General features: G+C 76.2%; 3 protein-coding genes. All 3 read left to right on the forward strand.

The features are described from left to right. The coding region (locus A6Q79_RS06870) for a beta-ketoacyl reductase (protein ID WP_317697314.1) at positions 1 to 2,054 on the forward strand (2,054 nt) is incomplete at its 5' end. 49 nt (positions 2,055 to 2,103) lie between these two features. After that, complete coding sequence (locus A6Q79_RS06875; protein WP_286689257.1) at positions 2,104 to 12,828, forward strand: type I polyketide synthase; 10,725 nt, start codon at positions 2,104 to 2,106, stop codon at positions 12,826 to 12,828. Beyond that, a partial coding sequence (locus A6Q79_RS06880; protein ID WP_317697321.1) for a polyketide synthase occupies positions 12,825 to 14,070 on the forward strand: 1,246 nt, incomplete at its 3' end. The genes A6Q79_RS06875 and A6Q79_RS06880, both read left to right, overlap by 4 nt.

The following is a 14,070-nucleotide window of genomic DNA, read 5'->3' on the forward strand; positions in this document are numbered from 1 at the left end:
ACGTCGAGGAGGTCGGCCGGCTGGTCCGCGCGGCCGGCGCCGCCTTCGCCGCGGGCCTCGACGTCGACTGGCGGGCGCTGCTGGCTCCCGCGCAGGTCGTGCCCCTCGCGACCTATCCCTTCGAGCAGCGTCGGTACTGGCTCACGCCGCGACGCGCGCAGGTCCAGGACCCGCTTGCCGGCTGGTTCCTCACCGAGACGTGGACGAGCGTCACTCCCCGCCCCGAGCAGCAGGTCCCGGAGCAGCGCACCCCGCAGCAGCCCGTCCCCGGGCGCTGGTGGGTCGTCGTCCCCGACGACGGTCCGCCGCCGCCGTGGGCGGGCCCGCTGGGCGACGCCCTCCGGGCGGACGGGGCGGACGCGAGGGTCGTCGCTCCCGCTGAGCTCGGACACGAGCTGCGGCCCGGCGACGGCGTCCTCTCGCTGCTGGCGGTCGACTCCGGCGACGCCTCGGCCACGCTGGCGCTCCTGGCTCGGCTGCAGGACCACCGGGGCCCGGTCTGGGTGGCGACGACGTCGGCCGTGGTCGTGAGCGACGACGACGCAGCCCGGGTGCGGCCCGACCAGGCGTCCGTCCGCGCGCTCGCCCAGGTCGCCGGGCTCGAGCGCGGCGCTGCCTGGACGGGTCTGGTGGACCTGCCGGCCGCGTCGGCGTCCGAGGCACCGCCGGCCCTCGACGTCGACGCGGTCGTCTCGGCGCTGCGCGGTGCCGAGGACCAGGTGGCCGTGCGCGACGGACGGGTGCGCGCGCGACGGCTCGTCCCGCACGAGGTGGCGGCGAGCGGCCCGTACGTCCCGCCCACCGGCACCGTCGTGGTGACCGGCGGGACCTCCGGGCTCGGCGCCGTGACGGCGCGCTGGCTGATCGGGCGCGGGGCGCGCAGCCTGGCCCTCCTGAGCCGCCGCGGACCGGGCACGCCGGGCGTCGAGCAGCTGGTCGCGGAGCTGCGGGACGCCGGGGCCGAGGTCACGGTGCAGGCGTGCGACGTCACCGACCGCGCGAGCCTGCGTGCCGCGCTGTCGGTCCACGACGACGTGACCGGCGTCGTCCACGCCGCCGGTCTGCCGCAGCACCAGGCGCTGGCCGACATGGACGAGGCGTCCCTGCGTCGGGTCCTCGACGTGAAGGCGACGGGCGCCGCGCTGCTCGACGAGCTCGTGCCCGACGCCGGACTCTTCCTCCTCTTCTCCTCCGGCGCGGCGGTCTGGGGCAGCAACGGCCAGGCCGCCTACGCCGCCGGCAACGCCGCGCTCGACGCCCTGGCCCGCCGCCGTCACGCCGCGGGTCGGGCGGCGACGTCGGTGGCGTGGGGCCTGTGGGAGACCGGCGGCATGACGCAGGACCAGGCCGCGGTCGACTACCTGCGCGACCGCGGGGTGACGCCCATGGCGAGCGAGGCCGCGCTCTCAGCGCTCGAGCGCGTGCTGGCCGTGGGCGTCCCGAACGCGGTCGTGGCCCACATCGACTGGCCCACCTTCGCCGCCGCCTACTGCGCTGCGCGTCCTCGTCCGCTGCTCGACCTGCTGCGCGGCGGGACCCCGACCGAGGGGGCGCAGCACGAACCCGAGCCTGCCGAGGAGACGGGTGCGGAGGCCGCGCCCGGGCTGGGCGACGAGCTGGCCGGGCTGCCGGCCGTCGAGCGTCGGGCCCGGCTGCTCCGCCTGGTCCGCGTCCACGCCGCCGCCGTCCTAGGCCACGACGACCCGGCCACGATCCGACCGCGCGACTCCTTCAAGGACCTCGGCTTCGACTCCCTCGCGGCACTGCGCCTGCGCGACGGCCTGCAGAAGGCGTCCGGCCTGACGCTGAGCAGCACGCTCGTCTACGACCACGCCGACGCCACCGAGGTCGCCGCCTACCTCGACACCCGCCTGGACGTCGACGTCCCGGCGGCGCCGTCGGGGACGCAGGGTGACGGTCTCGACCGGCTGGAGCAGGAGCTCGTCGCGCTCGACGACGCCGGGCGGGCGGCGGCCGTCGACCGGCTCCTGGCCGACCTCGACGAGCTCGTCGCCGCGCTCGGCCGGGAGCTGGGGGACGACGGTGGCACCTGACGACCGCACGACCCAGGGGCCCGGCACCACGCACGACCACGGAGGAACGATGAACGAGCAGGACCCGCAGGACCGGACCGCAGCCCTGCTGCGCCGGGCGACCACCGAGCTGCGCGCGGCACGGCGGCGGGTGCAGCAGCTCGAGTCCGACCCCGTGGCCGTCGTCTCGATGGCGTGCCGCCTACCCGCCGGGATCGACACCCCCGAGAAGCTGTGGGACCTGCTCGACGCGGGGCGCGAGACGCTGTCGGACTTCCCCGACGACCGCGGGTGGGACCTGACCGGCCTCTTCGACCCCGACCCCGACCACCCCGGGACGAGCTACGTCGACCAGGCGGGCTTCCTCGACGACGCGACGGGCTTCGACCCGGAGCTGTTCGGCATCGCTCCCCGCGAGGCCGAGGCCATGGACCCGCAGCACCGCATCCTGCTGGAGTCGTGCTGGGAGCTCTTCGAGCGCGCCGGCATGGACCCGCTGGGGCTGCGCGGCTCGGCGACCGGCGTGTTCGTCGGTGCGGCGAAGTTCGGCTACGGCGAGGGCGACGTGGGCGACCCCGACGGGTACGCGGTGACGGGGACGGCGCCCTCGGTCGCGTCCGGCCGGCTGTCGTACACGTTCGGCCTCGAGGGTCCGTCCCTGACGGTCGACACGGCCTGCTCGTCCTCGCTCGTCGCCCTGCACCTCGCCGTCGACTCGCTGCGCAAGGGCGAGTCGAGCCTGGCCGTGGTCGGCGGTGCGGCGGTCATGGGCTCGCCCGACGTCTTCGTTGACTTCAGCCGTCAGCGCGCTCTCGCGGCCGACGGGCGGTCGAAGGCGTTCGGCGCCGGCGCCGACGGGTTCGGCTTCTCCGAGGGCGTGTCCCTGGTCCTCCTCGAGCGGCTCTCCGACGCCCAGCGGCTCGGCCACCCGGTCCTCGCGGTCGTGCGCGGCAGCGCCGTGAACCAGGACGGCGCGAGCAACGGCCTGTCCGCGCCGAGCGGTCGTGCCCAGCGGCGCGTCCTGAGGGCCGCCCTCGAACGGTGCGGTCTCGAGCCGGCCGACGTCGACGTGGTGGAGGCGCACGGCACCGGCACGGCCCTCGGCGACCCGATCGAGGCGGGGGCGCTGCTCGAGGTCTACGGACAGGACCGGTCGGAGCCGCTGGCCCTCGGGTCGGTGAAGTCGAACCTCGGGCACACGCAGGCCGCGGCCGGCACAACCGGGCTGCTCAAGGTCGTGCTGGCGCTGCAGCACGAGTGTCTCCCGCGCACGCTGCACGTCGAGGAGCCCAGCACCCACGTCGACTGGACGTCGGGCGCGGTGCGTCTGCTCGACCAGGCGCGACCCTGGCCGAGGTCGGACCGTCCGCGGCGGGCGGGCCTGTCCGCGATCGGCATCAGCGGCACGAACGCGCACGTCATCGTCGAGGAGGCGCCCGCGACCGAGGAGGAGTCGGGCCCCGTCGACCGGGAACCGGTCTCCGGACCGGTCCTGCTGCCGATGTCGGCGCGGACGCCCGAGGCGCTGGTGGAGCAGGCCCACCGCGTCGCGGGGCTCCTGCGCGCGGAGTCGGTCGACCTGGCCGACCTGGCCGTGAGCCTGGGCACCACCCGGGCCCACCTCGAGCACCGCGCGGTCGTGGTGGCCTCGACCCCCGCGGCCGCCCTCGACGCGCTCGCGACGGTGGGTCGCGACCAGCCGGACGGCGACGTCGTCCGGGGCACGGCGGACGCCGGCGGACGGACCACGGCGTTCGTGTTCCCGGGACAGGGCTCCCAGTGGCCCGAGATGGGCCGCGAGCTGATGGCGACCAGCGCGCTGTTCGCCGAGGCGGTCGACGCGTGCGACGCGGCGATGCGACCGTGGCAGGACTGGTCCGTCGCCGACGTCCTGCGCCAGGAGCCCGGCGCGCCGGGCCTCGAGCGCGTCGACGTGGTGCAGCCGGTGCTGTTCACCGTCATGGTGGCGCTCGCCCGCCTCTGGCGGAGCCGCGGGGTCGAGCCCGCGGCCGTCGTCGGTCACTCCCAGGGCGAGATCGCCGCCGCCCACGTCGCGGGGATCCTCACGCTCGACGACGCCGCGCGACTCGTGGTGCTGCGCAGCCAGGCGCTGCGTCGACTGTCGTCGCAGGGTGGCATGGTCGCCGTCGCGTGCGACGAGGACGCGGCACGCGAGCGGATCTCCGCCTGGGGTTCGGCGCTGTCGGTCGCCGCGGTGAACGGTCCCCGGTCCGTCGTGGTCTCCGGCGACCGCGACGCGCTGGCCGACCTCGTCGCGACGTGCGAGCGCGACGGCCTCGCCGCGCGGACCGTCGACGTCGACTACGCGTCGCACTCCGCCCACGTCGACGCCGTGCGCGAGGAGGTGCTCCGGCACGCACGCGAGGTGCGCCCGCGTGACGGCGAGATCGCGTTCTACTCGACCGTGACGGCCGGCCCGCTCGCCGGCTCCCGGCTCGACGCGGAGTACTGGTTCCGCAACCTGCGTGAGCGCGTGCGGCTGCACGAGACGGTCGACCTGATGGTGGACCAGGGCTACGACGCCTTCGTCGAGGTGGGTCCGCACCCGGTCCTCCTGCCGGCGCTCACGGCGACGGTCGAGTCCGGCAGCGGCGGCGACGGGGCGGTCGTGCTGGCCACCCTGCGCCGCGGGGACGGCGGTCCCACGGGGTTCGCGCGCGCCGTGGCGGCGGCCTACGTCGCCGGGGTCGAGATCGCGTGGAGCACGGTCGCCCCCGGTGGCCGGGGCCGCGCCCTGCCCGTCACCTACCCGTTCCAGCACCGTCGCTTCTGGCGGTCCGAGAGACGCGGCGGCGCCCGTCCGGCGGGCCTGGTGCACCACGTCGAGTGGTCGACGCTCGACCGGTCGGACAGCACCGCCGCACCTGCCGGGACGTGGCTCGTCGTGACACCGGACGATGCCGCCGAGGGTTGGTCCGACGTCGTCCTCGACGCGGTCGGGCGCGCGGGCGGCACCGCCCAGGTCGTCTCGACCGCCGTTGTCGACGCCTGGGCGGACGGCACCGCCGAGGTGCCCGACGGGCTGGCCGGCACCGTGGTGCTGCCCCCGTCGCCGGGCCAGGACGCGGTCGCCGTGGCGGAGTGGGGACGCAGCACCGTCCAGGCGCTGGCCCGCACGACGTCCGGTGCGCCGCTCTGGCTGCTCACGGCCGGGGCGGTCGCCGCCGCACCGGGAGAGGTGCCCGCCCACCCCGAGCAGGCGACGCTGCACGGTATCGGCCACGTGGCCCGGCTGGAGCTGGGCGACGCCTGGGGCGGTGTGGTCGACCTGCCCGCCTCCGCGAGCGAGGAGGTCGCTGCGTCCCTCGCCGACGCCTGGGGTCGGCGACGCGAGAGCGTCATGGCGGTCCGGGGCGGCCGGCTGCTCGGCCGCCGACTCCGCGACGGCGGAGCCCGCACGTCGGACCGGTGGCGTCCGCGGGGCACCGTCCTCGTCTCCGGTGCGGCAACGCCCGTGGGGGCGGTCCTCGCACGCTGGGTCGCCCAGCACGGGGCCGACCGCCTCGTGCTCGTCGGCCGTGCGCCCGATCCGCAGCTGGTCCGGGAGCTGGAGGAGGGCGGGGTCCGGGTCTCGACCAGCCCCGTCGACCTCGCCGACCTGCGCGCCGCGATCGGCGAGGACGAGCCGACCGCCGTCGTGCACGCGGAGTCCGACCCGGTCTTCGCCCCCGTCGTCGAGGCCGACGCGGACGGCTTCCGACGCACCGTGTCCGCCCGCTCGTCCCTGCCCGACCTGCTCGATGAGCTGCTCGACGGTGCCTGGCTGGAGCGTGAGGTCCTCTGCTCCTCGGTGGCCGCCACGTGGGGTGGCGCAGGCATGGCCGCCTACGCGGCCGGTGCCGCCTACCTCGAGGCCACCGCCGCGCGGCGGAGGTCGCAGGGGCACGCCACCAGCGTCGTGACGTGGACGCCCTGGGACCTGCCTGCGGGCCACGACGCCGCCCCCGACCTGAGCGGGAGCGCGCTGCGGGCGCTGGCCGTACCGCGCGCGCTCGAGGCGTGGGAGTCGATCCTCGCCGCCGCCCCGTCGGACGTCGTCGTCGCCGACGCGGACTGGCCGGCCCTGGCCGACGAGTTCTCCGCCGCCCGACCCACCGCGCTGTTCGACGGTCTCGCGCAGCCGGCTGCACCGGCCGCCGCCGGCCCTACACCGAGCGGTCCGACGCACGACGCGGGCAGCGAGGAGCTGCGCGCCGTCGCCGCCCTCGGGGGAGAGGAGCGCCGTGAGGCAGCGCGCGTCCTGGTCGCCGACGTCGCCGCCGACGTCCTGGGGCAGGACCAGGCCTCGCGGGTCAGCCGGACCCGGGCGCTGCGCGAGCAGGGGCTCGACTCGCTGGGCACCCTCGCCCTGCGCAAGAGCCTCGTCGCCCGCACCGGGCTGACCTTGCCCGCCTCCCTGGTCTACGACCACCCCAGCGTGAACGCGATCGCCGACCACCTGCTGGCCCTCGTCGACCCGGAGGCCGGCGCGCAGGACGAGCGCCCCGTGGCACGCGGGGCCGCCGAGGAGCCGATCGCGATCGTCGGCGTCGGCTGCCGCTTCCCCGGGGGGATCCGCAGCCCCGAGGGCCTGTGGGACCTGCTGCGGACCGGTGCCGACGTCACGGGGAGCTTCCCCGACGACCGCGGCTGGGACGTCGAGGGCCTGTACGACCCGGAGGGCCTGCGTCCTGGCACCACGTACGTCGACCGCGGCGGGTTCCTCGACGACGTTGCCTCCTTCGACCCCGGGTTCTTCGGCATCACCCCGCGCGAGGCGCTCGCCATGGACCCCCAGCAGCGGCTCGTGCTGGAGACGTCGTGGGAGGCCATGGAGCGCGCGGGCATCGACCCCGAAGCGGTGCGCGGCAGCGACGTGGGTGTCTACCTCGGCATGAACGGACAGTCCTACGCGAGCCTGCTCGACGGCGAGGGTGACCGGGTCGACGGCTACAAGGGCCTGGGCAACGCGGCGAGCGTGCTCTCGGGACGCGTCGCCTACACCTTCGGGTGGGAGGGGCCGGCGCTCACCGTCGACACTGCCTGCTCCGCCTCGCTGGTGGCGGTCCACCTCGCCGTCCGTGCGTTGCGCAGCGGCGAGTGCTCGATGGCGCTCGCCGGCGGTGTCACGGTGATGACCGACCCGTACACGTTCGTCGACTTCAGCTCCCAGCAGGGACTGGCGCGCGACGGCCGTTGCAAGGCGTTCTCCGCCGACGCCGACGGCTTCGCCCTGGCCGACGGCGTCGCGACCATGCTGCTGGTGCCGCTGTCGCGCGCCGCGGAGCTAGGCTACCCGGTGCTCGGCGTCGTGCGCGGGACCGCGGTCAACCAGGACGGGGCGAGCAACGGCCTCGCCGCGCCCAACGGGCCCTCGCAGGAGCGGGTGGTGCGGGCCGCGCTCGCCGACGCGGGTCTCGGCCCGCAGGACGTCGACGTCGTCGAGGCGCACGGAACGGGGACCCAGCTCGGAGACCCGATCGAGGCCGGCGCGCTGCTCTCCACCTACGGCCGCGACCCCGGCCGCCCGGTGCACGTCGGGTCGGTCAAGTCCAACCTGGGGCACACGCAGGCGGCCGCCGGCGCGGCCGGCATGCTCAAGGTGCTGCTCGCGCTGCGGCACGGGGTGGTGCCACGGACCCTCCACGCCGACGAGCCGACGCCGCACGTGGACTGGGCGTCCGGCGGGCTGCGGCTCGCGCAGGACGACGTGCCGTGGCCGCGGGGAGAGCGCCCCCGCCGCGCCGGCGTCTCGTCCTTCGGCGTGAGCGGGACCAACGCGCACGTGGTGCTCGAGGAGGCGCCGGACGCGGGGACCGTCGAGCGACCCGGCGCAGACGCGGCCCGCGCCGTTCCCCTGGTGCTCTCCGGGCGCAGCGAGGGGGCGGTGCGCGGCGCCGCCCGCCAGCTCGCCTCTCGGCTGGCCGACGGCACGCACGACGTCCGCGACGTCGCCTGGACGTTGAGCCGCGGACGCAGCGCGATGGAGTGGCGCGCGGCGGTGCCGGCCGACGACGTGCAGGCCGCCGTCGCCGCCCTGGAGGCGCTCGCCGACGGCTCGCCGACGGCCGACGGGGTCGGCCCGACGCTCTCGCGACCCCGGCGGGCCGTGCTGGTCTTCCCGGGCCAGGGCTCCCAGTGGGACGGCATGGCGCGGGACCTGCTGGCGACCTCGACGGTCTTCCGGCAGTCCATGCAGGAGTGCGCGCAGGCGCTCTCCGCCCACGTCACGTGGGACCTGTTCGACGTCGTGGAGGGACGGGCTGACGTGGACCCCGAGCGGGTCGACGTGCTGCAGCCCGTCCTGTTCTCGATGATGGTGTCCCTGGCGCGCACCTGGCGTGAGCACGGACTCGTCCCGGCGGCCGTCGTCGGCCACTCACAGGGCGAGATCGCCGCCGCCTGCGTGGCCGGCGCGCTGTCTCTGGACGAGGCCGCCCGCGTCGTGGCCCTGCGCAGCCGGGCGCTGCGCGAGATCGACGGCGACGGTGGCATGGTCTCGGTCGCCGTCGCGGCGGACGAGGCGGAGCGTCTGCTGGCCCCCTGGGCCGACCAGCTCGCCGTGGCCGCGGTCAACGGTCCGCGCATGGTGGTCGTGGCCGGACCCGTGGAGCAGCTCGACGCGTTCTGCGCCGCCGTGGAGCAGGCCGGGCACGAGCCCCGACGCGTCGCGGTGGGCTACGGCTCCCACTCCGGCGAGGTCGAGCGGGTGCGTGCGCAGGTCGTCGACGCGCTCGGCGACGTGCGGGTGCGCACGAGCGAGGTCCCCGTGTACTCGACGGTGACCGCCGAGCGGATCGACTCCGCGTCGATGGACGCCGGCTACTGGTACGACAACCTGCGCGGACGCGTGCGCTTCACCGAGACGGTCGAGGCACTCGTCCGCGACGGTCACGACCTCTTCGTGGAGGCCAGCCCGCACCCCGTGCTGCTCGGGGGCGTGCAGGACGTGGCCGACGACCTCGGCGCCGACGTCGACGTGGTGGCGACCCTGCGGCGCGACCGCCCCGGCGCGCGCGAGCTCGCTCGCGCGACGGGCGAGGCGTTCGTCCACGGCGCGAGCGTCGAGCCGGCGACGACCGTGCCCGACGGCCGGCTCGTCGACCTGCCCACCTACCCCTTCCAGCGGGAGCGCTTCTGGCCCCGCCGCCACCGCCCTGCCCCGGTGACGGACAGCGGTCTGCCCGGTGTCGAGCACCCGGTGCTGAGCACCGTCGTCGAGGTCCCGGGCAGCGGGGAGCGGGTGCTCGTGGGGCGCCTCGACCCGCACGCTCACCCCTGGCTCGCCGAGCACGTGGTCGAGGGTCGGCGCCTGGTGCCGGGCAGCGTCCTGGTCGAGCTGGCCCTGGCCACGGGCGAGCTCGTCGGGCTGCCGGTCCTGGAGGAGCTGCTCCTGCAGGAGCCGCTCGAGCTGCCGGCCGCCGGTGGTCTGCGCCTGCGCCTCGTGGTCGGCCCCGACGACGGCGGCCGCTGCGACCTCCAGGTGCACGCCGCGCCCGACGGCATGCAGGACCCCACGTGGACGCTCCAGGCCAGCGGCGTGCTGGGCGCCGACGCGTCGACCACCAGACCGACGTCCGGCGGGTCGGCGTGGCCGCCTGCAGATGCCGACGCGATCGAGCTTGCCGGGCACTACGACACCCTCGCCGGCCTCGGCTTCGAGTACGGCCCGGCCTTCCGGGGCCTGCGCCGTGCCTGGCGTGCCGGCGAGCGGGTGCTGGCCGAGGTCGAGGTCCCGGCGGCGCGGCACGGGTTCGTCGTCGACCCGGTGCTGCTCGACGTGGTGGCGCAGACCCTCGGGGTGGCCGCCGCGGAGTCTGGCCGGCTGCCCTTCGCGTGGAACGGCGTCCGGGTGCACGGTCCGGTCGTCGGGGCGCTGCGCGTGGTGCTCGGCGGCGACCCCCGCTCGGACGCATCGCTCGAGGTGGTCACGCCCGCCGGCGTGCCGGTGCTCACCGTCGACGGCATCGTCGTCCGTGACGCCTCGGCCGGCACCGACCTGCGCAGCGGGACGCTCCAGTCGCTCACCTGGGTCCCGGCGCAGCCGGACGGGCCGGCGCCGACCGTCACCACGGTCGAGGTCACGACCCTCGACGAGCTGGACGCACCCGGACGTCCCGACGCGGACCTCGTCGTGCTGCGGCACGTCGACGACGACCCGGACCCGATCACGGCCACGCGGCGCGCCGTGGCCTGGGCGGCCGAGGTGGTCCGACGCTGGGGTGCGACCGACCGTCGCCGTGCTCGTCTCGTCGTGGTCACCGACGGCGCTGCGCGGGTCGGGGCCGACGACCCGCCCGCGCGGCCGGGCCCCGCGGCCGTGTGGGGAGTCCTGCGGGCGGCGCAGGCGGAGTCGCCCAACCGGTTCCTGCTGGTCGACGGCGCACTCGACGTCCCCGCGCGACCGGACCTTCCGCAGGTCGCGGTGCGCGACGGGCTCACGCTGGTGCCCCGCCTGCAGGACCGGCCGACCTCATGGGTGCCGGGTGCGGGCCAGCGGGTCGCGCCGGGCTCGGGGTCGATCGACGGGCTGGTGCTCGAGAAGGTCCCCGCCTCGCAGCTGCAGCCCGGTCCGGGCGAGGTCCGGGTCGCGGTCCGCGCCACCGGCCTGAACTTCCGCGACGTCATGCTGGCGCTGCAGGTGTATCCCGACGCCGCCCTCATGGGCACGGAGGCCGCGGGGGTCGTCGAGGCCGTCGGCGAGGGGGTCACCTCCGTCGAGGTCGGCGACCGGGTGCTGGGCCTGTTCGCCGGTGCGTACGCCGAGCGCGCCGTCACCGACGCGCGGCTCGTGGCCCCGCTGCCCCCGGGCTGGTCGTTCGCCGAGGGTGCGGCGGTCCCCATCGCCTTCACCACGGCCTACTACGCGCTGCACGACCTGGCCGGCGTGCAGCGGGGGCAGACCGTCCTGGTGCACGCGGCTGCCGGCGGTGTCGGCATGGCCGCCGTGTCGCTCGCCCTGCACGCCGGCGCCGACGTCCTGGCGACCGCGTCGCCGGCCAAGCACGATGCGGTCCAGGCCCGCGGTCTCCCCGCGGACCAGGTGCGCTCGTCGAGGACCTCCGGGTTCGCCGAGGCCTTCCTCGGCCACACCCGTGGCCGGGGCGTCGACGTCGTCCTCAACTCCCTCACCGGGCCGCTGCTGGACGAGACGATCCGGTTGGTGGCCCCGGACGGCGTGGTCGTCGAGCTCGGGAAGGCCGACCTGCGCGACCCGGCCGACGTCGCGGCGCGCTACCTGCCGTTCGACCTCGGCGAGGTCGGGCCCGACCGGCTGGGCGAGATCCTGCGCACGGTCGTCGACCTCCTGGCCGGCGGACGGGTCCCGCCCGTGCCGGTCAGTGCGCGACCCCTGGCCGACCTGCGCGCGGCCCTCACGGAGATGAGCCGCGGCGGACACGTCGGCAAGCTCGTCGTCGAGCAGTCCCGTCCGGCTCCGCTCGAGGGGACCGTGCTGGTGGTGGGCGGCACCGGGACGCTGGGATCGCTGGTGGCGCGCCACCTGGTGTCCACCCGCGGCGTCCGGCACTTGCTGCTGGTCAGCCGTCGCGGCCCGGACGCTCCGGGCGCGGCTGACCTGGTCGCCGAGCTCGAGGCCGAGGGGGCTCGTGTCGACGTCGTCGCGTGCGAGGCCACTGACCGCGCCCGCCTGGCCGAGGTCGTGCGAGGCGTCCCCGCGGAGCACCCGCTCGTGGGCGTCGTTCACGCCGCCGGCGTGCTCGCCGACTCGTTCGTGGTGTCCATCGACGCCGACGCGGTGGAGACCGTGGTGGCTCCCAAGGTCGACGTCGTGCAGCACCTCGACGAGCTCACGGCGGATCTCGACCTCGGCCTCTTCGCGGTGTTCTCCTCGGCGGCCTCGGTGCTCGCCGGACCCGGACAGGGGGTGTACGCCGCGGCGAACGCGGTGGTCGAGGCGTGCGTGGCGCGACGTGCGTCGCGCGGCGCGCGGGCGACCGCGCTCGGATGGGGACTCTGGCAGGACTCTAGCGACCTGACGCGTGGCCTGGAGGACCAGATCGCCCGCACCGGGGTCGCCCCGCTGTCGCGCGCTCGGGCGCTCGAGCTGCTCGACGAGGCGCTCGGCTCGGACGAGCCGGTCCTGTACCCGATGGCGCTCGACGTCGACGCGCTCGCCGAGGCCGACGTGGTCCCCGAGGTGCTGAGGGCCCGCGTGGCGCCGAGAGACCGCGTGGTGCCGACGCGCGGGCGGCGCGGGACCGGGCCCGACCGCGACGAGCGGGGCGCCGACTGGGCGTCGAGGCTGGGCGGTCTGGACGCCGACGCGCGACGGACGGAGGTGCTGGACCTGGTCCGCGCGCACGCCGCTGCCGTGGCCGGTTTCTCCAGCGCGGCACAGCTGCCCGAGCAGCGTGCCTTCCGCGACCTGGGCTTTGACTCGTTGGCCGCGGTCGAGCTGCGCAACCGCCTGCGCGACGCGACGTCGGTGCGGCTGCCGAGCACCCTCGTGTTCGACTACCCGACGGCCGAGGCGGTCGCCGAACGGCTGCTGGAGGACCTGGAGCCGGTGGTGGAGCACGACGCCTCCTCGCTGGAGGAGCAGCTGGCCGCGCTCGAGCGGGCGGTGCGCGACGCCACGCCGGACCAGCTGCCCGCGGACCTCGGGTCGCGGGTGCGGGGACTGCTCGACGTCCTGCCCGCGGGCGAGGTCGAGGGACGTGCACGGGACGGTGGTGCCGCGGCCGCGGCGCTCGTCGACGACGACACGAGCGACGACGAGCTGTTCTCGTTGCTCGACGCCCGGTTGGGCGCTGAGGGGGACCAGGACCGATGAACGCAGGACGTGACGACGATCGTGGCGGCCAGGCGGCCGGGTCGACGGTGGAGGCGCGGCTGAGGCAGTACCTCAAGCGCACGTTGGGCGAGCTGGAGTCCGTGACGGCCGAGCTCGACGAGGTGACGGCGCAGTCCCGCGAGCCCGTGGCGGTCGTCGGCGTCGCGTGCAGGCTGCCGGGCGGCATCGACACGCCCGAGCAGCTGTGGCAGGTGCTGGTCTCCGACGGCGAGGCCGTGTCGGTCGCGCCGGCCGACCGGGGCTGGCCGACTGGTCCGGGCGAGCGCCGGGGCGGCTTCCTCGACGACGTCGCCGGCTTCGACGCCGCCTTCTTCGGCATCTCGCCGCGCGAGGCGCTCGCGATGGACCCGCAGCAGCGGATCCTGCTCGAGGTCGCGTGGGAGGCCGTGGAGCGGGCCGGGCTCGACCCGCGCTCGCTGCGGGGCAGCGCCACCGGCGTGTTCGCGGGGGTCGGGGCGTCGGACTACGGACCGCGACCCGACGAGGCTCCCGACGAGCTGCTCGGGTACGTCGGCATCGGCAACGCCTCGAGCGTCGTGTCCGGGCGGGTCGCGTACACGCTCGGCCTCGAGGGGCCCGCCCTGTCGGTCGACACGGCGTGCTCCTCCGGCCTGACCGCGACCCACCTGGCCGTGCAGTCGCTGCGCCGGGGCGAGTGCTCGCTGGCGCTCGCCGGGGGTGTCACGGTGATGAGCAGCGCCGGTGCCTTCACGGAGTTCGAGAGCCAGGGCGGCCTGGCTGCGGACGGCCGCTGCAAGCCCTTCGCCGACGACGCGGACGGCTTCGGTCTGGCCGAGGGGGCCGGCGTCCTCGTGCTGCAGCGGCTGGGCGACGCGCAGCGCGACGGGCGTCGGGTGCTGGCGGTGCTGCGCGGCACCGCCGCGAACCAGGACGGCGCGAGCAACGGGCTCACCGCGCCGAGCGGTCCCGCCCAGCGTCGCGTCATCACCGAGGCACTGGACCAGGCCGGTCTGCGCGGCGTCGACGTCGACTACGTGGAGGCGCACGGGACGGGCACCCGTCTCGGTGACCCGATCGAGGCCCACGCCCTCATGGACACCTACGGTCCCGGCCGCACGGCGCCGCTCGCGGTGGGCTCGGTGAAGTCGAACGTCGGCCACACGCAGGCCGCGGCCGGCATCGTCGGGGTCATCAAGACGGTGCTCGCGCTGCAGCACGACTGGTTGCCGGCGTCGCTGCATGCCGAGAACCCGTCGTCGC

The organism is Aeromicrobium sp. REDSEA-S32_B7 (genome assembly GCF_001626145.1).
GTDB classification, from domain to species: Bacteria; Actinomycetota; Actinomycetes; order Propionibacteriales; family Nocardioidaceae; genus Aeromicrobium; species Aeromicrobium erythreum.